This window comes from Acinetobacter sp. V104_13 (genome assembly GCF_031798995.1).
In the GTDB taxonomy this organism is placed as follows: domain Bacteria; phylum Pseudomonadota; class Gammaproteobacteria; order Pseudomonadales; family Moraxellaceae; genus Acinetobacter; species Acinetobacter pittii.
In genome coordinates, this window is record NZ_JAVQNP010000027.1 from 1,100,269 (window position 1) to 1,122,121 (window position 21,853).

Genomic DNA, 21,853 nt, shown 5'->3' on the forward strand with positions numbered 1-21,853 from the left:
ACCAAGCAAAAGCCCAAAAAACAAAAGGAACCTACGTGTGTAGATTCCTTTTGCATTCATTAATTTTTAGCACCGCCAAATGCAGTGTTGTAAGACACGTTATCAAACTGGGCAATACCCGCTAAAGCCGAAGCATTTGCACCAAAGAATTGACCTTGCACCACACCAGAGTTGTCGACACCAGCCGTACCGTTAGCCGTTGCCAAACCTGCAAACGCAGCAGTACCCGGGTTAAATGCCACACCATCTAGGCTTAATGATGAAACAGCCGTACCTGTTCCGGTAAGCGTTCCTTCAAGTGTACCCGCGCCATAATTTGCCGTGAACGTACCACTTAACAGATTGCTTCCAGAACCATTAATCCCTGCAACGGTATATGTTGCAGTACCCGCGGTTGGAACAGTGGTATTGGTGTTATCACCCGCGTAGTAAACGGTATGGCTCGCGCTTGCCGGCGTGTCACCCGCTTTCCACCATTCACCAAAATAGACTTCCTGTGTGCCCACCTGACCAAAATTAAAATTACCTAATGCACTGTGTGAAGGTGGCATTGCAGACACTGGAATATGCGAAATATTAAAGGTTTTGCTGCCAACCGTTACATTGGTGTTACTCGTTCCCTGCGCGGCAAAAGCCTGAGCCAAACCTTTTAACGAACTAAAACCTGTAAAAGCGTTATATGGTGCACCCGCAGCTTGAACCGATACCGCTGCTACACCACCCGGATGGCTTGCATTGGCAGCAGCACCGATTTTGATGTTACTTTCATTACTCGAAATACCATCAATTCCTGCATAAGCAAATGCAGTTGAACAAGCAACGAGACCCAAGAACAATTGAGAGATTTTCATTTGTTGTTACTCCATCTTTTTTAAAACTAAGTTATTGTTTAATTTAAAATAACGATTTCGCTATTTTTAGTTTATTGAGTAGGCCCAGCTGCAAACCTACTCGGTTTTTTGTAAATAATAATCATTCAATCTTATTATTTACCGTTACCTGACTCCTCTTTTATGTATGTATAGAGGGAATCAAATTCTGTTTAAAATTTAGTGGTCCAACTAATTTTCATCGTTCGGCCGGGTGCAGCCATGGCACTACGAGTTAAAGGATCGATATAAAACTGGTTAGAAAGATTACTGCCGACAAACTCAACCGTGTTGTAGTTATCGACCTGATAACGCGCATAGGCATCAAAAATCCACGTATCATCCCAAGCCAAAGGCACATTGAGGTAATAGCCTTTATTGACGCTAGCATCATTGTTTTTGCGTAGCGGGCTTTCATAAGCTTTATAGAATGTTGCACGTGCACCGAGCTCTAACTTTTCATCAAAAAAGCGTGCGCCAAGCAAACCGTGAAAACTCAGTTCAGGTGTAGCCATTGTTACCAAGTAGCCATTTGGGAAACCATCATCGACACAACGCTGATACGGTTCGCGGAACTCAAGGCCCTGCTCGGTTTGAACCGTGCCGCCTAAAATCATTTTGTTAATGGCACTATTGGTGTCACACACTTCATTTTTTAAGCTATAGGCCACGCTCAAGTCTGTGAAGAAACCACCATTATCAAAACGGCTTTGTAACTCTAGACCTGATAATTTTTGCTCATCCATATTGGTAAAAATAAGGTTCTGGTCACGCTCAATCACATTTTTGGTTTTGTTGTAGTAATAGGCGAGCTTAATGTCAGCATTGCGCGCTGTGCTGAACCAATCACGCATGTCATAGACATAACCCACTTCGTAATTAAAAGCGTGTTCAGGTTTGATTGCTTGATATGGCAACATCGCAGAAAAACCGACAGTGCTTTCAAACAAACTTGGTAAGCGATATTCCTCTGCATAGCGTGCATAGATTCTGCTGTTTGGCGTGAGGTGAATTGAGGCGCCTAACTGCGGTGCCCAGCCGCTATCTTTAACTTTGTCGGCAGACTCAACTGGAACTTGGTCTACCACCGACATAAAGTTCCCGCCAGTTACGACGTACTTTTGTCCAGAGGCATTGAGCTGGTTTAAAGGATTATCGGCAAGCGACAATTGTCCATTTGCATCGGCTTTCCAGCTCAGCGTATTTTTCTGTGACCAGATCATGTTATACAACGTGCTCTCTGATGCAGGCACAGTATCGAGCTGCCCATCCCAATCAGGATTTTTTGTGGCATAACGCTGTTTTAAAACATTGATTAAACGCTGCTGAGTCGAGGTGTAACTCTCAGGCATGGTCTGATATTCAAAGGTATATTCTTTAAGCCTACTTTTTTTGGTAAACAGCGGATTTAAACTCGGGTCAATCTCGCTCTGCAAAGACTTATTTAAAAAGTCATCAACAGCCCAATATGAACGATAACGCATGCCCGCATCAAAACTTAACCAAGACAGCGGTCGATAATTAAAATTAAAGTCGAACGTTTTTTCCTCACGGCGTCCTGCTCGTGGCAGCGCCTGATAGAGCGAATAACTTGGTCCAAATTCGCCATATATATCGTCAGACGTTAGTTTTTCTTTTAAGAAACTTCCACCGAGCGTCAAATCAAGCTGGTCTAACAAACGAGTTTTATTACTGACCGTAATGCCTTTACGCGTATTGTCAGAATGGCTTATTGCCGTGTTAATAATGGTGTTATCTCGAAAGTCGATTGTGGTTGGCCACCCACCACGTGTGTATGTCTGGCTTTCGGTGTCGGTTTGCCAAATGTTGGCATAAAAATCAATCCAGCGATTATTCTCAGGCTTAAACTTATATTCGAGGCTATAAGCTTTAGAGTGAATATTGCTTAAAGGCCACTGCGGAACACCCAAGTCAGGCGTAATACCCCAAACAATTCGAGATGGCATAATTTCACCAAAAATATTTTTGGTATCTCGGTAAGTCAGTTTAAGAGTCTGGCTATCAGTTGGGCGATAGGTCCCTTTTAACAACCACGACTCCATATGACTTGAAGTGTTAGGAACTTCATCGCCCGGTTGATAGGCATAGGCAAAGTAAGGAATAAAATCGAGGCTACTGTCTGGCGTCGCTCGTTTATAGTAGCCCGCGCCATGTGTCCCCGAAAAATAATTGCCGCGCTCACGTACTGCATAGACAGCCAGTAAATCAAATTTATCTTGCTTAGTGGCAACTGCCAGTCGGCCCGCTAAGTCATCGCCCGAAAAATGAGAGTTATCACTTCTGGTCCGGTTCTTTTTATAAATATCGGGGTCATATTTTGCCCCATTCATATCGATCCAAGGCGTTGTGTTATCGTAGTTTTGGCCTACTTTACTCATGTCTGGCAAAGACGGATCGATTGAGTTGGTTGAGCCTTCTACTTTTAACTCTGCACCAAAAGACTTACCCGGACGAACAATGTCATCGGCCTCTAGCGTTTTAACCACTACACCGCCGCCAACAGAAGTTGTGGTATTGCGCTCTAAAGATGGGCCTTTAATGACTTCAATGCCTGCAATCAGATTGGGGTCGATATAGTTTCGGTTGTTTACCCCGTTGTAGCCACGCCACACGGCAATCGACTGTTCAGTGCCATCAATGGTTAAAGGCACACGACCAACACCCTGCACACCACGTACACTTGGGTCGAGTGCGCCACTGTTACGGGCATCGCCGCTATAGACTCCCACCATGCCTTGTAAAACATCGGCTGGGTTGGTTCCTTTAAATCGTTCAACGTAATCTTTGCCCGCATAGACCGAAGAGCGGTTTGCGTCATAAACTTTGTTATAGCCTTCTGTGTCACGGTCTTCTTTGCCGTACACCACAATTGGCGTGAGTCGTACCGATACATCTTCTTCAATTATGGTGCTACTTGGCGGCAGACTAGCGGTCTGGACCTTAGCGGGAGTGACTCGCGGCATAGATTTTTTGGTGAGTGTGTAGCCCTGCCCAACTTTTACAGCATTAAATTCGGTTGCTTTTAAAAGCTGCTCAAAACCTTGTTCGACTGCAAAGTTACCTTTTAAGCCTAGGCTATGTAGCCCTTGGAGTTGTTGGGCATCCATTGCAATTGAAGTACCCGATTGTTCGGCAAACTGGTTGAGTACGTTAGCAAGACGGCCGGCGGGAATGTTATAGCTTTTAACTCCGGCTGTTTCTGCATAGGCCTGCTGCATAGGAAATACAACAAGCCCACCCATCGACACAACATGCATGGCAAACGCCAGTGTTGAGAATCGAAAAATCGATCGATTCCACTTTTGCCCCATTCCCGCTTTTTTCATTTGCCCGCCCCAGTAAATCATAATAAGAATCATTCAATACAATAAATTAAAATGATCCATACTTATTGCTTCTACTTACTATGACGAACGACTTTCAAAAAAGTGGAACCTAAAATTGAAAATAAATTTAATTTTTTATTATTTTAAAGAAACCATAACCACAAACGGGGTGATTTGCTTAATTTTCAGGTCTGGAAAAACCGTAGCTAAAAGCTTAAGCGACTCTGTGGTTTGGTCTAAAGGCAACACCGCATTGACCCGCACATGTTGCAGCGCCGCATCATTAAAAATAATTTTGCCTTTGTAGTTGCGGTCTAACTCTTGTAGCACTTGATTCAGCGGCAGGTTTTCTACCATAAGCTGATGCTTTTGCCATTTTTGTTGTTCATTATAAACATTCAGTGCAGGCAGTTTTTGTACGCCATTTTTGTCCATTTTAATGGCTTGACCTGCCTCGACAATAGCCTGACGAGTAGCGTGCAATTGAGTGGTTTTAACTTGCGTGGCTTCTACTTTTACCTTTGAGTGCAACATGTTGAGCTCGGTTGCTGAAGGATCATAACTGACACTAAAAGCTGTGCCGAGTGCCTGAATTTGCCCATGACTGGTTTTGACTAAAAACGGTCTGGTCTTATCTTTAGCAACATCGACATAAATTTGCCCCTGCACCAACTCAACCACTCGCTGGTTGGTTTTAAAATCAAGATTGACTGCGCTTTTACCACGTAAAATTAAACGTGAACCATCTGGTAAGGTTTGCGTGGTCCACTGCCCCGATTGCCCTTGAATATCGGCAGTCACATAGGCCACTGTGGTATCAGTTAAATAAAATAATGCCCCACTCATGGCAACAAATACGACTGCAAACGCTGTTCCTGCGCGCAAATGTTTATAGGCTTTGCCTGAGCTTAGGCCAGCTTTAAGGGCAACCTTGGTAACTTTTTTATGTCCGCTGGTTTGGGAAAGTTTTTGAATTGACCCAATGCACTGTTCAATATCGGCAGCCACTTGGCGATGTTGCTCACTGTTGTTTTTCCACTCTTCAAATTTTTGTTTGGCGGTTTTTCGTGAGCTTTCATCATCCGAGCTCAGTTGAACAATCCAATGTGCGGCTTCTTCAACCAGTTGGTGATGTTTGTTTTTATCCATGGCCATTTAAATGCAAGCGTCCATGTCTTGTCGGTTTTGGTAGCACTGAATTAAACAGCTCGCCAAATATTTTTGAATCATTTTGGTCGACACACTTAAACGCTCAGCAATTTCTTTATGGGTATAGCCTTCAAGGTAATGCAAAATAAAAGCTTGTTGTGCTTTTTCAGAAACCCCTTCGAGTGCTTTGCAAAGCTGGTTAATTGCTTGAATAATTTGCATTTGGTCTTCGGGTGAAGCCACTGCATCAAGCATATATTCCATTTGACTCAAGCCATCTAAATAGGCCTGTTCAATGCGTTTACGGCGCACTTGGTCAATCAGCAGGTTTTTAGCAATCGAGGTTAAATAAGCACGCGGTTCCTTAATGCCGAATAGCTCGTCTCGGGTTTGTAGCAGTTTAATAAATGTGTCCTGAACCAGATCTGCGGCCTGATCAGTATTACCTAATTTTTGTCTCAACCATTGGTGAAGCCAGCTTTGGTGATTTCTATATAACTGATCTACAAGCAAAGAAGTTTTGTTCACAGCAATTGGACTCAAAACAAGGAACCCACAAATGATAATAATTATCATTTAAACAAGTCAAGCAATAATTCAAGTAAAACTTAAATCACTGTTTAATAAATTGAATTAATTATCCGCTCGCTTTGCTGCACTTTTCTTAAAGCAAATCGGCAAGATTTCTAATTTCTTCCATTACCGCCTTACACGCAGGTGTTAAATAGCCGTGCTTAGAAATAGACAAAGAAATGTAGCGCTTGAGTGCGGGGTTAATAATTTTTGCGGCTTGAATTGAGGTGTATTGGCTGGCTTTTTTTAAAGCTTGCGGCCCCAACATGGTGTACATGCGAGATTCGGAAACCAAATGCGTTTGTAAACTAATCGAGTCGGCTTCAAACACAATATTTAGCTCTACCCCATTTTCATAAGCCATGTGGTCTAAAAAATTGCGCCAGTTACTTGGCCTGCAAAAGGTGACCAACGGTAACTGACTTACTTCTTTAAATTCGACTTCTTTTGCCTGAGTAAGCGCATCATCTTCGCAGCCGACCAAATAGGTATCGGCTTCGGTAAGGTAAACATCGCCCTGTTTAGGCGTTGGGTTAAACCGATAGAGTATGGCTAAATCGACGCTGCCATCTTCGAGCCATTTTTCTAAATGCACCCCTTGCCCTTCACGCACCGACAGTTTAATTAAGGGATATTTCTCTTGAAGCACTTTATACAAAGTCGATAACAAGGGATGTGCAGTAGACGGCAAACTGGCAATGCGCACCGTACCAATTGGGGTATCGGTCGAGTGTAAAATTTCATTATTGAGTTGGTCGGTCACGTTCAGCCATGAACGAATTTTAGGAAGTAAATGCTGGCCTAAATCGGTGAGTTCGACACCGCGTCCAGTTCGGTTAAACAAACGACCGCCACATTGCGCCTCAAGCTCGTTCATTTGCCGACTGATTTGCGGCTGGTTGGTGTTATGCAACATCGCGACTTTGCTTAAGCTACCAAGTTCCACCGCGTCTAAAAATATTTTCCATAATTCATAATTCATCGATTCTTCCCAAATCGTAAATAGGCAGCATTTTGAGCTATACATTTTCAGTATAACTGAAATTCAAGAATTGGTAATTCCTACATAACTCACCTATTCCTATACTCCAATCATGTTCTCTACAACACGATTTAAGTCAGATTAAGAACCAGAGAATATTTAATTACACTGTATAGGAAGTACGATTATGAGTTTAGATTTACGTGGATTAACCCCAGCACCTGTGACTCCTTTTACCCGTGACGGACAAGTAGACCATAATGCAATTCAACGTTTAGGTTCATGGTTAGGCAGTATTGATGGCGTGAAAGGCTTGGTTGTTCTTGGGCATGCAGGTGAAGGAACATTCTTGTCGCAAAAAGAACAAATGCAGGTCATCGAAAGCTTTGTTAAATCGGTAGATGACAAAATTCCGGTAATCGCAGGGATTACACTCGAAGGTACTTCGGTTGCAGCAGAAGAAGCAAAACGTGCAGTGAGTGCGGGTGCTTCGGCAGGTTTGATTTACCCTTCACATGGCTGGTTGCGTTTTGGCTATCAAAAAGGCGCACCACAAGACCGCTATAAAGCGATTTATGAAGAAAGTGGTTTGCCATCTATTTTATTCCAATATCCAGATGCAACGAAGGCCACTTATGACCTAGAGACTCTACTCGATATTTCTGCACAGCCAGGCGTATTTGCCATGAAAAATGGTGTGCGTAACATGCGCCGCTGGGATGTCGAAATTCCGATTATTCGCCGTGAACGTCCAGATTTACAGGTGTTGACGTGCCACGATGAATATTTGCTTCACACCATGTTTGATGTAGACGGCGCTTTGGTGGGCTACGGCAACATTGCCCCTGAACTGTTAATTGAAATGATTAAAGCAGGTAAAGCCAAAGATTATGCCAAAGCGCGTGCGATTCACGACCAATTATTACCAGTGACTCGCAATGTCTATCACCGTGGTTCACACATGGAAGGCACAGTCGCGCTTAAACATGCATTGGTTGCTCGCGGCATTTTGGACCATGCCACTGTGCGTTCGCCTCTGCTTCCACTGGCAGATGGTGCTGAGCAAGAAATTCATGATGCGATGCGTCAAGCCGGAATTGGCAAGGTCGATTTAACCCAAGCCGTTGCTTAAATTCTATTCGGGCTAGCATGTACGCTAGCCTTTTTTTCCTGTACGCTGCCTGAGGCCAAACATCGGGCATGTCTCTTAAAAACAATAATAAAAAGCATGCAAACTGTGGTGAACAGGTAGTGCGAAATAGAACAACAAAACTACGAGGAATGTAGTAATAAGGAGATAGAAGATGACAAATCTAGCGGATGTAGAACAAATTAGTCATCATCAAAAAAATGCGGAAATTATTGCAAGACTCGAACGGCTACCCGTCACTGGTCGATTGCAATTTATGCGAATTACCATCGGTATCGCGACCTTTTTTGACGCTTATACTGTTCTTGCGATTGCCTTTGCTTTACCCCAACTCATTACCGAATGGCACCTCACGCCCGCCTACGTCGGTGCGATCATTGCCGCGGGTTATGTCGGGCAACTGGTCGGTGCAATCTTCTTTGGTTCTCTTGCCGAAAAAGTCGGTCGTTTAAAAGTGCTGTCTTTTACCATTTTACTGTTTGTGGCAATGGATATTTCTTGTCTGTTTGCGTGGAGTGGAATGTCGCTGTTAGTTTTCCGTTTCTTACAAGGTGTTGGAACAGGTGGCGAAGTGCCTGTTGCGAGTGCCTATATTAACGAGTTTATTGGTGCAGAAAAGCGCGGTAAGTTTTTCTTGCTCTATGAAGTTTTGTTCCCACTCGGTCTTATGTTTGCAGGCATGGCGGCATTTTTCCTGATGCCAATTTACGGCTGGAAAGTCATGTTTATTGTGGGCTTAATTCCATCTTTACTGGTCATTCCTTTACGGTTTTTCTTGCCTGAGTCACCACGCTGGTTGGCTTCAAAAGGCCGTTTTAAAGAAGCCGATCAAGTGGTTAAAAGCTTTGAAGACGGTGCCATCAAAAGCGGTAAAACTTTGGCTGAACCTGTGGTTAAAGAAATTAACCCGCAAGGCATGGCAAAAACCGACTGGCGTGAGCTGTTCCGTGGCATTTACCGCAAACGGACCTTTACCCTGTGGGGCATGTGGTTTTGCGTGTATATGGTGAACAATGCCATGGTGACTTGGCTGCCATCTCTCTACAAACAACACTTTGGTCTGTCGCTTCAAACCAGTTTAGGTTATGGCTGGATTACCTCGGGCGTGGGTGTGATTGCCTCTATTATCTGTGCGTTAATGATTGATAAAGTCGGCCGCCGTCCTTGGTACAGTGCAGCATTTTTCTTGGCAATTATTCCACTCATGAGCCTTTCGATTTTAGGCGCAAAATCGGCGATGGAAGTTGTGATTTTAGCGACGCTGAGCTATGCCATTTTGCAGACCATTTCATTCTCTTTATACCTTTACGCTGCCGAACTTTACCCTACTCGCCTACGTGCGATGGGCATTGGTTTTAGTACCGCTTGGCTCCGTGCCGGCTCTGCAATTGGGCCTGTTATGGTGGGTCTGGTGGTTGGTGGCTATGGCATTCAATATGTATTTAGTGTGCTTGCCGTTGTAGCGCTCATTGGTGGTCTAGTGACTTTCTTGTTTGCCATTGAAACCAAAGGCCAAGTGCTCGAAAAACTCTCTCCTTAACTCATCCATTTCATAAAAAAGCTTGCCTAACCTCAGCGTTAGGCAAAGGGCTTATTCATGCTTAAAAAAGGAATTTAAAATGAATAAATATTTGCTATGGGGCTGTATTGGTTTAGGCAGTGTGAGCAATGCGTATGCAGAGCTTCCTCAAGAATTTGGCAAGTTAGAATTAAAACTCAACACCCGTTACTGGAACGATGAAGGCACTGCCCACCCCACGCTTGCTAACCTTTCACCTTCGTCGAGTGAATATGAACAAAGCGCTTTAGGGCTTGAGTTAAATTATCAGTCACCTTACTTGTGGGACTGGCTTGGGGTAGATGGCTCACTCTATGCAGTCACCAAGTTATTTGACTCAGGCAAGCCGAGCGCTCAGCTTTTAGAGGTTGAAAATAACGGCAAGCTCGATCAAAACTTTGCAACTTTAGGCCAGCTCTACATCAAAGCAAAAATCGGCGACAAAGGCGAAATTAAATTAGGCCGCCAGTTGCAAGACTCACTGTTGCTTAAAAGCACCAATAACCGCGCGGTGCCCGACACGTTTTCGGGCGCAAGTGGTCAGTTTCAATTGAATGATCAGCTACAAACCTATATGGCCTACTATGACCGCTGGAAACCGCGCAGCATGGACTCATTTGAAAAAATGGTGACTGAAAATGACGAGCGAATTGATTATGTCGGTTTGCTTGGTGCCAAGTACCAATACAAAAACTGGAGCGTAAATGCCGAATATTTAAATAGCAAAGATTATTTAAAAAAGTACGGGGTGATTGCTCAATATAAATTGCCCTTGCATGGCTTGGTGTGGACATTTAACACAGGTGCTTTTTTCTCGCGTGATGATGGCAAGCTGTTTAAATGCGGTGCCGAAACCGAGCTGGACTGTGTCAAAGGCCAAGACATTAACAACCGTGGCAATGGCTATTTTGTCGATGTAAATGTGGCCAAGAATAACCTCGAAGGTGGCATTGCCGTTTCAAAGTTTGATGGTTTTTGGATAGAAGATAACTTTGCTGTGCACTCCGCCCGCAACTCGGCTTTAATGCAAGACCACGGCACCAACCCTTTTCCAACCTCGGCGACCATTGGCCCTGACTTTACCAATAACGATGAAACCGCTGTTGCCCTTCGCCTGAAATATAACTGGAAAGACTACGTGAAAGGTTTAAAAACCGAAGCGAAGTATATTTATGGCTTTGGTGCTCACCAAAGTAACATTAGCAGTGATATTGAGGGTAAAGAGCGTTACTTTGACTTTACGGTAAGTTATGTCTTGCCGTGGGTGAAAAACTTAGATGTGCGTTATTCATTTTTGCATTATGAATCGAAGTTTGAAAATGCAAACCTAGGTGAAAAAATAAATGGTATGTCTCGTAAAGATTGGGACCAGCACCGTGTATTTATTAATTACCGTTATACATTTTAAGAGTAAGCTAAACGTTTAGTTTAGCTTTATTATTTTTATTAATTTATGGCTTTAAATAGATTAACTTTTGAGTTTAATTAAAATATAAATTTATATTTAAAATTTTTATAATATTTTATTTAAATTGAATTGACCTGTTAAAAACTTATGATTATTATGGTCCCGCTGGCCTACATTGCCAGTCGGTTTTAGCAGACCGTAGATCCATGGCGGGTTATAGTTCCACTATAAGTCGTTAGACCCTTGCGTCCCTTTTCTTTGCGGTAGGACGGGAGGGGGACGCGCTCGCGCGTGCTGGTTCCTTGGATCCCAGTCTGCTAACCCCCTTTCGTTCTACCACCATAATCAATTGACGGTGATCTTTGGTGGTAGAGCTCCATACATTCTAGGAGTTGACCATGACCTTTTTTATATTAATCCCCTCTCCCTTATAAACTTTTTATTTATTTAAAATTTAGGTTTTCCATTATCTAAATTTTCAAATTTATAAATTATTTTTATTTTAAAATTTAAGTCATTTTATTTTATTGCTTTTATAGGCGGGTTAACTATTGCCTTTAAAAATGATTTTAAAACTTAAAATATAGCGGTTTATTTTTTCTCATTGATATATCCCCAATCATTACGAGAATAATATGAAATTTTATAAAACTATTTTGGTTTTAGCCCTTATCGTCGGCGATTACAGCGTTTCGGGTTGTGACCTCCACACTCAGCAGGATTTTGAAAAAATTTGCCTGTCTGGTGGGCACAGCCAAGCCAGTTGCGACTGTATTTACCAACGACTTGAACAAGTGTATTCGCCTAAACTCATGCAACGTCTAGAACATGTCAGTTTGCAAAGTCCTGCTCTCCCACAGGACTTTGCCCCTACTTTTTTTAGTGTGATGCGGCGGTGCGATAAAGAAGACATGGGCTAAGCGTTTGGCTTAGCTCCCTTATCTCTGTGTCGCAATGGTAGATGACTTTAAATCAGCGCAAAAAATTAAAGTTCTGTTGTGGCATGGGGGCCTTGGGAGGAATATTATTAACTTACCCATTTGTCATCATTCATAGCCAAAGTTTTTACCAACTCAAATACAGAAGAAACCTTTTCTTTAAATTGAATCGGGTCATAACTTATTGGTAAGTCCTTATCTAAAACCTTTTCAATTTCATCTTTGACCACTGCTTGAGTCTGAATGTCTTTCCACCAATCTTGAACCAAAATTTTAGGTGTACTGTTTAACAGAGCAGTGATTAAGTCTTTAGCTGCCAATTTAACTTGTTGTTGCTCACTTTTAGTTAACTTATCCTTTAAGAGAAGATCATAGATTTCCAATTCATCTTCAGTCAGCCCTTCTTTGATATGACGTTGATCTTCCTCTTTAAGATCTTTTGTAAATTTCCGAAGCTCATCAAATAACTGTTCAGTTGCCGTAGCGCCAGAGTTATAACGATCTATCATCTGCTGATAACGTTCAGCAAAGTTAATACGACCACCATTTCGCTTGAGCATTTGAATGATTTTTTTTTCAAGAAAAGCACGCATATCTGCAATTGCAATATTTTTAAGCTTCATTTCTTTAAATTGTTCTTTAAGCTTGTCAAAATCTACTGTACTTAAATCCCATTTTTGACCATGAATTAAACTATAATTTTCTTTAAAATCTTTAACAGTTTTCACTGTATCTTGATTAACGACTACACTTCTATCCAGTAAGCCAGCAACTGAAACTCCTGATTTTTCTAAATCTTGAGGCTCAATCATTGCTTCAATGAAGCCATGTAAAAATTGGATAACCGAAACAATGGGTCTAGGTTGTACCAAAATATTTGGTTTACATGCTTGATATAAAGCAGCGACCGTATTGAAATAAACATTGAATGTTTTTCGGTATTCATCTTTTTCTAATAGTTGATCGGCGTATTGCTCAAACAAAGCATTCTCTTTAAACGTGCCGCCACTCTCATCACGAGTTTCCAATATTTTATTCAAATCGATATTTTTAGATTCGCAATATTCTAGAGTCTTTATAATTGCTTCATCTAGCATTTGAAAAAGTATAGCTTTCTCTTGCACGGGTGCATCTGTTTCGCCACCTTCTCCCGTACCTTGACCATAATCTTTCAAAGCGGTTTTTAGATTTCTAAATACATTATAGTAATCAATCACTTCACCATTTCTTTTTTCTACCAGTTCACCCTCTGTATTCTTGATACGATAAGAAGTCACACGGTTTGCACGAGCAATCGTTTGCATCAACGTATGACCTTTCATAGGTTTATCTAAATACAGCGTTGAAACTGTTGGTACATCAAAGCCTGTGAGCCACATTGCACACACGAAAACAAGTTGTAATGGATGTTCAGGGTCTTTAAAGTTGTCCTCAATATCCGCTCCATTTGCATCAAGTTTATTTAAACGATCAATATGTGGCTGGATATCTAGACCTTGCTTATCAAAACGCTCTTTTTCAGCACTAGGATCACTAATCACTACCGCCATTTGTACAGCACTCATATACTTTTGACGCTGCTTTAGGCGGTGTTTTTCAATATCATTTTTAGAATTATGAATACGAGTTTGTAAATTCTTTTGCTCTTCTTTCCAAAGTTTTGAAACCTTGTCATACATTCGTACTGCTGTGAATTGATCCACAGCAACCATCATTCCTTTACCTAGATATCCACGGCGCGGAAAATGGTACACAATATCCTCTGCAATACGATCCAAACGATCATCTCGTTTAATGACTTCCATTTCAGTAGAAAACTTACGCTCAAGCTTTTCTTTCTGAGCATCATTGAGCTCTTCATCTTCTAAAATTTCAGCGAGTTCATCATTTAGATCATCATTCTGCAATAAAACCTCTGGCACTCGCTTTTCATAGAAAAGTGGCAGCGTGGCTTTATCTTCAATAGCTTGCTGAAATGTGTATTCTGATACATATTCACCAAACCACTGTTTTGTTTTTTTCTGCTTAAGAATAGGTGTTCCTGTAAATGCAAGAAAATGTGCACCATCTAAGCCTTTTCGCATATTCTCAGCAAGTGATTCATACTGGGTACGATGTGCCTCATCAACTATCACGATGACTTCACGCTTAGTAGGATCAAACAACTGAGGATATTCTTGACCTTTTTGGTATCTAAATTTTTGAATCAAGGTAAAGACTATCTTAGTATTTTGGCTTAATAATGTACGAAGATGGGTACTATTTTTAGGCTTTGCTGCCTCAGCTTCTATAACGGCTTGCGTATGAATAAAGTTTTTGTAAATCTGGTCATCTAAGTCTTCACGATCAGTAATGACAACAAAGCTAAAATTACCTGTGACTTTACGATAAATTTTCCTGACATAAAAAATCATGGAAAAGCTTTTACCAGAACCTTGTGTGTGCCAAAACACGCCAAGACGACCTTTCAATTCATCACGCTTTAAGAAGTTTTGAAAAGCATGGTTTACCCCTAAAAACTGGTGATTCTGAGCGATAATTTTATATTTTTCCTTTTGGAATAGAATAAAGTTTTCGACATAGTCTAAAAGACGTTCTGGACGGCATAAACCACGTAACAAGTATTCAATACTTGTACCTTTCTCTTCAATATCTTCTTTATTTACTTTCTCTTTTTCCTGATCCACACGTAGCCAGTTAAAGAAATGCTCCCATTCAGCAGTAAAACTCCCAAGTTTTGTATCTGTCGCATTTGAAAGTACACAGAAAGCATTAGTTAAGAAAAGCTGAGGAATATCATTTTTGTAGTTTTTTAAGTTATCGTTAAAAGCATTCTTAAGCTTTACATTGGAGTTTTTCAGCTCAATAAATACCAATGGCAAACCATTTACATAGAGAATTAGATCAGGACGGCGATAAGCGCAATATGGCGTACGTCCTGTAGATTGAATCCATAATTGAGAAACCACCAAAAACTCATTACTTTCAGGGTTTTCAAAATCAATCAGTTTTAAAGATTCATTTTCATGTTTCTCACCGTTTTTATCTTCATAGGTGATAGAAGCACCATCACGAATAGCAGTATAGAGTTCCATATTGGCTTTAATAGCTGACATAGAACCACGGCGATCCATCAGTTTAGATATAGCAGTTTCAATAACATCTGGAGGGACTCGGGGATTGAATTCTGCACATTTTTCAATAACACGATCTTTGAAAATAACGTCTTTTTTGTCTGTACGACCTGAACGATCATTTAAGTCACTTGAATCTACGGTATAGCAATTTAGATGCTTATAACCAAATTCTGTGCTCAAAAGTACAATTGTTGCTTGTTCAATATCATCTTCACTAATAAAATTACGAGTTACTTTTGCCACAATTTATCCCCTATATCCCTCTAAATAACTTATTTTTTTATAACTTACGATTCTTGCATCGATGGTGAAAACTGAATATCCAAGTTTTCTACCGAAAGTTTTCCTGAAATTAATCTAGGCAGAAGACTACCTTTTTGCTCTTCTAATATTTGATTCATCTGGAATAATTTTTTAATCATTTCGAATTTTGGAGTAACCAAATTAAAATATTTTTCAATGAGCTCATCCGTAGGTTTAACAACTTCTAAATTGCTAAATTTACCTTTACTTAAATTTGTCATAGTTGCGCCAGTAGCACCATAAAGCTCTATCTGTGGTTTTAAATATTTAATCGAATAATAAGCCCAATATAAAAATTTACTATTTGCAACGGATAAAGAATTAATCTGTTGATTGGTGCAACCTTTCTTGGTAGAAATAGCTGTGACACCGCCACTACCAATACACGTTACCATAATTGCATTTGCTTCGATAATTTGAGACTTTTGCGAATTTAACCCTTGCTCAGTTAAAGTTTCATCTGTCTCAAATACAAATACTTTGTCATGCATATCTGGAGTTTTATAAAATGGATATTCACCACCATAAAATTCACTATTAGAGGTTGAAGGAGTCTTTCCTGTACGTATTTTTCCTAAATGTTCTAAAGTAGTATATGACCAATCTTTAGGAATCCCTTTTTCAAACTCAGTTTTTTCATAATTTGGAAAACGAAAACGTACGAACCATTCTTTATATAACTCTTCAGCCATACTTTCTAAAATTTGTATACGTTTTTTATTATTTTCGATTAGGTCATCATAAGCTGAAAGAATGGCAGCTATTTTCTTTTGAATATCTAAATCAGGTACTACAACATTAATTTTCTCAAAGACGGACTTGGGAACAATAGGTGTATCAATCCCTGAATTAAAGCAGAAAATATATGGTCTATATTGTTGTAGAAGATAATAAACAAACCTGTAATCATGCTTATCATTCACAACAATTGAATGAATTTGTTGATTTGTTAAGCTCTCTCCTGAAGCTATCCCTATTTTACCAATTGCAAAACTTAAACTAGTATAAAATACAGAATTCTTAGGAACTCTTTGATTTTTTTGCGACTCATAAGCTTTATCAGTAACTTTAGTTTGGGTATCATAAACGTAATAACTGTTCCAATCTAAATCTTTAGGTGATACAAATGGCAACTCACCATCATTGTAAAATTCATTATTCTCTTTAGATGGAGTTTTCCCTGTTACAACTTTACCTAAATCTTTTATAGTCTTTACCTGCCATTCAAGCATTTATAGAGCTCCTGTAATGATTGAATTTAAGTTCTGACTAATAACTTTTTCCAGAGTTGCCGCTTGTTCATTTAATTGTTTAAATTCTTCACTTAATGAAGTGATATAGTCTAAAAATTCTTCTTCTGTACGTCCGTCTTCCTCAATTACCACACCAACATAACGACCAGCATTTAAAGAATAATCTTGCTCTTTCACTTCTTTGGGTGTTGCTAACTTACATAGTCCCGTTACATCCTCATATTCGGCATTTGGAAAACGTTCTTGTAACCATAAAATATGATTAAAGAAATACTCTGCTTCACTACGATCAGCCTTAATATCGGCAAGGAAGGCTTTAAATTCTTTAATATCTGCTGTTAAAGCATTCAATTCTTTAAGTTTGGCTTCTTTAACTTTAAATACATCTTTTTTATTATTTGCCTTAGCTTCAGCAACTTCAGCACGAGTGAGTTTGACTAACTCGTTATGCGCTTTTTCTTTTTCACGAATGGCTTTGTCTAAAACTTTTGCCTCCTCTGCAATCGCTTTAAAGAATGGTGTAAAGCTTGCTCTTAACTTCTTTTGCTTCTCATTCAAATCAGCAACTAAATTTTTAGTCACTACTTGAGGGAAAACGGTTACATAAGCATCAAAACTCTCTTTTAAGGGTTTTAAAGCATGCCAATGTTGATTAAGCTCATCAACACTTTTAATAATCACAGCATCGTCTTTTAATGCTTCTTTGAGTTTTTTAAAGCTAGGTTCTACATGAGGAACAGTTGTCTCAAGCTTTGCCATACCTTGTCTAAAGTAATCATCAATCAAACTGATGTATTCATGATTACGCTTCTTATGAAGCTTACTAATCATGGCAATATTAAGAATTTGTTCATCAGTAAAGTCACGGTGCGCACGGCTAGTCTGTCTAAAGATGTTACGAGCATCAATAAACAAAATTTTGTCATCAGTTTTATTTTTATCAAAAAACCAGAGTGTTGCAGGGAGAGTTACCGTATAGAACATATTTGATGGCAAAGTAAGCATGCCATAAATTAAGTTATTCTCAATCAATCTTTGGCGTACTTCTGCTTCAGAATTACGTGCATCTGAAGCAGAGTTGGGCATAACCAAAGCGGCACGACCACTATTTGATAATTGTGCTTGCTGTGGATTTTTCAGTGAAGTTGCAAATAAATTAATCCATAGGTAGTTTGCATTTGGAACTGTTTCATTCTTGGCATTATCATCTGTTTTTTTAGCTTTAGACTTATTGCGTGGCAAACCATAGCTATTAAAACGAGGATCATTTTCAACTGTTGTAACAGCCACATCATCTACGTTAAATGGCGGATTCGCCATGATGTAATCAAACTTCTCAAAGCCTTTAAAGGGATCTTCTGAATAGGAGTTTGCTTGCTGAATTTCACCCTTAAGACCATTTACGAACAAGTTCATTTTGGCAAGTTTGACGGTATCCAGTGTCTTTTCTTGACCATATACAAATAAATGATTTGTATTTTCGGCTTCACCGAACTTTTTGTTTAACTCTTTACGACGTTCAACAAACTGTAAAGACTGAACAAACATACCACCAGAACCACATGCTGGATCGTATACAGAGCCATTAAAAGGCTCAATCATCTCAACCATTAAGCGTACAACAGAAGTAGGTGTGAAGAACTCCCCACCTTTTTGTCCCTCAGATAGTGCAAATTTACCTAAGAAATATTCATAGATTTTACCAAATACGTCACCTGAAGCATCCACAGGAATATTAGAGAAACTACGCACTAAACCACGTAAAGCTTCTTTACTTTCTGGACGACGGTTAAAGGCTTGATATTCTTCTTTAGGCAATACATCTTTAAAATCATCTTGACCTTGATGATCTTCAATTTGCTGCATAGCTTCTTTAATTTTTTTCGCTAAATTCTCATTATCAGGTAGTTCAAGCAAATAGTTATAACGAGCATTATCTGGTAAGTAAAAACCACAATGTTTTATGGCAATTTCAGCAATCGACTTTTCACGGCGAGAACCTTTAAGTTCATTATATTCTTTTAGAATTGCTTCTTCAGCTGCAGCGTATTTATTGTCAGCAAACTTTAAGAAGATTAAACCTAATACTGGTGTTGAATATTCATTAGGTTTTAAGTCCGTGTTAGCACGCAAGCTATCTGCTGCGGACCACAACTGATCTTCTAACTGTTTTAACTCAATAAGGTTCATAAAAAATCCAATGCCTATTCTATTACTGAAGTAGCTTTATTAGTCATAAGCATTATTACTATTAATTTGTGATTTTTTGTTTTCTAAATTTTGTCTTAAAAACACACCTAAAATCACAAATTAGTTTTAGTAAATTAGACCCTTAACTAATAAAAATAAAAGAAGAACTTTTATCAAAAGTATTAAATAATATAATCAATAAAAAAGCCCCAAATAATTAAATTTGGGGCTTTTTCGAATTTTGGTGGAGATGGCGGGAGTTGAACCCGCGTCCGCCAGCACTACGCTCGAGAATACTACATGCTTAGATATCGTCTATTGTTTTAACACCAAGTGACCCGACGAACAGGGTACAAGGTGCGATCCTCTAAGTTTGGTATAAAGCCCCGAGGCTTGACTCTATACGGACTTGTGTGCGTGCGCTACGGTCGGGTTCCTAAACCACAAGTATTCTAGGAAGCGGACAAACTGCCCTTAGGCAGCTAGAGCGTAAGTTTCGTCGTTTGCGACTATTAAAATGCAAATTTTATTTACGAGAGAAAATGCGCTCTCGGCATGCATCTATGAGTTTCATCACCGGCGTCGAAGCCAATAACATCCCCATGAATGTCTGAACATCATAGCATAACTAAAATAAAATGCTGTGCAATTTATCAACAGTCTGCTACTGATGAACATATTTACATAATGGAGAGCCTTTTGTTTTTTTCAAGGCCCCTCATAAAAAAGCTGCCAAAAATGACAGCTTTTTTTAAGTTGGGTCTATAAAGCACCATTGCCTAACACAATACCTTCACGGCGAGGGTCTACCCCACCTGCGTATTTACTTTGATTATTAATATTTACTTTCATAATCGTTGAAATACCGCTGGTTTGCGCAGTGTTAGAAATGCCATGCCCTTTTGCTTTTAAGCCTTCAATCAGGTCAACTAAAGAAAGCTGTACATTCGAGCTATCCACATTGGTATTTTTGCTATTGGTCGCGCCAAAGTTAACAAGCGAAGTGGCCTGCTGTGCATTTAAGTTCCAGTCCAATGCACCCACCAAAGTTTTAACTACATATTGAATGATGGTACCGCCACCTGGTGAGCCTGTTGCCATATAAAACTCATCTGGCGTGGTGCCTTTAAATACTAAGGTTGGCGCCATAGTACTACGTGGGCGTTTGCCGCCTTCTACACGGTTGGCAACTGGTGCCCCAGTGCTGTCATAAGGGTTCGCGCTAAAGTCAGTTAACTGGTTTGACAGCAAGAAACCATCCACCATGTGGAATGAACCCATGCTCGATTCAACAGTCGATGTCATTGAAACCACATTGCCATAGGCATCTACTATCGTGAACTGAGTTGTGCCATGTTCAACAGTGGTATCCACTCCTGCCGCTGTATTGAAATTACCTGCTGGTGCTACGCCCATACTTTGGTTCGGGTTAATCAGTGCTGCTCGTTGCTTCAAGTAGTTTTTATCAATAAAACTTGAAATGCCCTGTGCCGGTAAACGAACAAAGTCGGTATCTGCCACATATTTGTCACGGTCAGCATAGGCCAAACGCTCTGCCTCAGACACTAAATGCACGCCCATCACATCGGGCACACCACCTTCATTTTCAGGATTTTTAGGTGGATAAAGCGACATATCAAAGTTTTCTAAAATACCCAACGTCTGTGCAACCGCAATCCCTCCCGAAGATGGAGGTGGCATAGTACATACATAGTAACGGTCACGGTACGTTGTACAAATTGGGTCGCGTTTTTTAACCTGATAGTTCGATAAATCCTGCAAGGTCATTAAGCTTGGAGTAATTGGAGTCCGTGCTGGGTCATCACCCACGGTTTGCCCTGCTTTTGCCACAATGGCTTGCGCAATTGGACCAGTGTGCAGTGCGTTTGCCCCTTGTGAAGCGAGTGCTTCAAGTGTCCTGGCATAGGCTTTATTGGTCATGGTCTCGCCGACTTTACGTGGTGATCCATCTGGGTAGAAATAAGTCGCCATTGCATTTGCATCAAGTGCTAAATTGCTTGCATTACTTGCAATGGCATCTGCCAAACGGCCCGGAATACGGAAACCGTTATCAGCCAAACCAATCGCTTCACCAAAAAGTTGGTTCCACTTAAGTTTGCCATGCTCTTTTTGTGCTTGTTCAAGCAAACGCATCACGCCCGGCACACCAATCGAGCGACCGCTACGGCGGGCACTTGGTACAGGCGGAGGTGAATTTGGGTCATATATATTTTGACGAATTAAATAAAATTCGTTGGCTGCTGCTGGTGCGGTTTCACGGCCATCATAAGCGGTGACCTGTTTGGTTTTGGCATCGTAATACATCATAAAACCACTACCGGCAATGGTACTCGACTGTGGCTCGACCAAACCAAGCACGGCTTGTACCGCTACGGCTGCATCGACTGCGCTACCGCCTGCTTTTAACACATCGCAACCTGCTTTTACTGCAAGTGGCGTATTTGCCACCACCATATATTTATCTGCGTATTTAACCGTGTTACCGAGTCTATAACCCGATGCACCCTCTGGTGCCGCTGGATCACCATTTTGGTTTGAACCGACCACCACGCTTGAACCGTCTTGGGCCAGTTTGCTACAACTGGTCGGGTCATTATCTACAATTAAATTGGGCGGGGTTGTATTTGAATCATCCTTGGGCTGATCTGACGAGGAGTCATCTCCACATCCTTGTAATAAACCGACTGCTAATAAACTACTGAACAAAAATGAATATCTTTTATTCACGTGATAACTCCAATATATACGCCTGCCTATCCATGCAATTGCCATGCAAGCTTCTTTGTTTTCAGGTCTTCAGTTTTTTAATCTTTGATAAAAATAAAGTTTTAATAATATTAAATGATTAAGGCTGTTTATTTTGTGCTCTGTGTGATGTCTCCTTGCTTGTTATCACACTCTTTTATAACTGATTTGCCCAATTCTGGCATGCTTTATTTCTTTAAATACAGGCTAAATCTGCTATTTGTAAACAC

General features: G+C 40.4%; 13 protein-coding genes and 1 other RNA gene. 4 read left to right on the forward strand and 10 right to left on the reverse strand.

Annotated features, from left to right (window positions below; all coding sequences use genetic code 11):
• Nucleotides 1-59: 59 nt before the first annotated feature.
• From RMB06_RS17965 to RMB06_RS17985, 5 genes are all read right to left on the reverse strand, one after another.
• Nucleotides 60-851 (reverse strand): Slam-dependent surface lipoprotein, encoded by a 792-nt coding sequence (locus RMB06_RS17965; RefSeq protein WP_002041986.1) that lies wholly within the window; start codon nt 849-851, stop codon nt 60-62.
• 191 nt (nt 852-1,042) lie between these two features.
• Nucleotides 1,043-4,216 (reverse strand): TonB-dependent receptor domain-containing protein, encoded by a 3,174-nt coding sequence (locus tag RMB06_RS17970; protein WP_311080653.1) that lies wholly within the window; start codon nt 4,214-4,216, stop codon nt 1,043-1,045.
• 138 nt (nt 4,217-4,354) lie between these two features.
• Nucleotides 4,355-5,371: a FecR domain-containing protein gene (locus RMB06_RS17975; RefSeq protein ID WP_311080655.1), complete on the reverse strand. Its 1,017-nt coding sequence runs from the start codon at nt 5,369-5,371 to the stop codon at nt 4,355-4,357.
• Nucleotides 5,372-5,893, reverse strand: coding sequence for a sigma-70 family RNA polymerase sigma factor (locus tag RMB06_RS17980; RefSeq protein ID WP_311080756.1), 522 nt, complete (start codon nt 5,891-5,893; stop codon nt 5,372-5,374).
• 136 nt (nt 5,894-6,029) lie between these two features.
• Complete coding sequence (locus RMB06_RS17985; protein WP_311080658.1) at nt 6,030-6,920, reverse strand: LysR family transcriptional regulator; 891 nt, start codon at nt 6,918-6,920, stop codon at nt 6,030-6,032.
• Between the two features lie 187 nt (nt 6,921-7,107).
• On the opposite strand from RMB06_RS17985, the gene RMB06_RS17990 reads away from it, so the two are divergent.
• The 4 genes from RMB06_RS17990 (at nt 7,108) to RMB06_RS18005 (ending at nt 11,956) form a co-directional block, all read left to right on the forward strand.
• Complete coding sequence (locus tag RMB06_RS17990; RefSeq protein WP_000050879.1) at nt 7,108-8,052, forward strand: dihydrodipicolinate synthase family protein; 945 nt, start codon at nt 7,108-7,110, stop codon at nt 8,050-8,052.
• A gap of 172 nt (nt 8,053-8,224) precedes the next feature.
• The gene (locus RMB06_RS17995) at nt 8,225-9,610 is read left to right on the forward strand and encodes an MFS transporter (RefSeq protein ID WP_311080660.1); all 1,386 of its coding nucleotides are present in this window, start codon (nt 8,225-8,227) and stop codon (nt 9,608-9,610) included.
• Between the two features lie 79 nt (nt 9,611-9,689).
• A complete protein-coding gene (locus RMB06_RS18000; protein ID WP_311080662.1) occupies nt 9,690-11,036 on the forward strand; it encodes an OprD family outer membrane porin in 1,347 nt (448 codons plus the stop codon).
• Between the two features lie 635 nt (nt 11,037-11,671).
• Complete coding sequence (locus RMB06_RS18005; protein WP_311080664.1) at nt 11,672-11,956, forward strand: hypothetical protein; 285 nt, start codon at nt 11,672-11,674, stop codon at nt 11,954-11,956.
• Between the two features lie 107 nt (nt 11,957-12,063).
• Here RMB06_RS18005 and RMB06_RS18010 read toward each other — a convergent pair whose 3' ends face one another.
• From RMB06_RS18010 to ggt, 5 genes are all read right to left on the reverse strand, one after another.
• Nucleotides 12,064-15,354: a type I restriction endonuclease subunit R gene (locus RMB06_RS18010; protein WP_311080666.1), complete on the reverse strand. Its 3,291-nt coding sequence runs from the start codon at nt 15,352-15,354 to the stop codon at nt 12,064-12,066.
• Nucleotides 15,355-15,398: 44 nt separating this feature from the next.
• On the reverse strand, nt 15,399-16,646 hold the full coding sequence (locus RMB06_RS18015) for a restriction endonuclease subunit S (protein WP_311080668.1): 1,248 nt from the start codon (nt 16,644-16,646) through the stop codon (nt 15,399-15,401).
• Nucleotides 16,647-18,857, reverse strand: coding sequence for a class I SAM-dependent DNA methyltransferase (locus tag RMB06_RS18020; RefSeq protein WP_311080670.1), 2,211 nt, complete (start codon nt 18,855-18,857; stop codon nt 16,647-16,649).
• Between the two features lie 242 nt (nt 18,858-19,099).
• Nucleotides 19,100-19,459, reverse strand: a transfer-messenger RNA (tmRNA) gene (ssrA, locus tag RMB06_RS18025).
• 160 nt (nt 19,460-19,619) lie between these two features.
• Nucleotides 19,620-21,605 (reverse strand): gamma-glutamyltransferase, encoded by a 1,986-nt coding sequence (gene ggt, locus RMB06_RS18030; RefSeq protein WP_311080672.1) that lies wholly within the window; start codon nt 21,603-21,605, stop codon nt 19,620-19,622.
• Nucleotides 21,606-21,853: the final 248 nt, after the last annotated feature.

What these genes read in the sequence shown, in the direction of transcription:
- RMB06_RS17985 (WP_311080658.1), bottom strand. Translation starts at nt 6,920, where the DNA reads ATGAATTATGAATTATGGAAAATATTTTTAGACGCGGTGGAACTTGGT.
- RMB06_RS18005 (WP_311080664.1), top strand. Translation starts at nt 11,672, where the DNA reads ATGAAATTTTATAAAACTATTTTGGTTTTAGCCCTTATCGTCGGCGAT.
- RMB06_RS17965 (WP_002041986.1), bottom strand. Translation starts at nt 851, where the DNA reads ATGAAAATCTCTCAATTGTTCTTGGGTCTCGTTGCTTGTTCAACTGCA.
- RMB06_RS17995 (WP_311080660.1), top strand. Translation starts at nt 8,225, where the DNA reads ATGACAAATCTAGCGGATGTAGAACAAATTAGTCATCATCAAAAAAAT.
- RMB06_RS17970 (WP_311080653.1), bottom strand. Translation starts at nt 4,216, where the DNA reads ATGAAAAAAGCGGGAATGGGGCAAAAGTGGAATCGATCGATTTTTCGA.
- RMB06_RS17990 (WP_000050879.1), top strand. Translation starts at nt 7,108, where the DNA reads ATGAGTTTAGATTTACGTGGATTAACCCCAGCACCTGTGACTCCTTTT.
- RMB06_RS18020 (WP_311080670.1), bottom strand. Translation starts at nt 18,857, where the DNA reads ATGAACCTTATTGAGTTAAAACAGTTAGAAGATCAGTTGTGGTCCGCA.
- RMB06_RS17975 (WP_311080655.1), bottom strand. Translation starts at nt 5,371, where the DNA reads ATGGCCATGGATAAAAACAAACATCACCAACTGGTTGAAGAAGCCGCA.
- RMB06_RS18000 (WP_311080662.1), top strand. Translation starts at nt 9,690, where the DNA reads ATGAATAAATATTTGCTATGGGGCTGTATTGGTTTAGGCAGTGTGAGC.
- RMB06_RS18015 (WP_311080668.1), bottom strand. Translation starts at nt 16,646, where the DNA reads ATGCTTGAATGGCAGGTAAAGACTATAAAAGATTTAGGTAAAGTTGTA.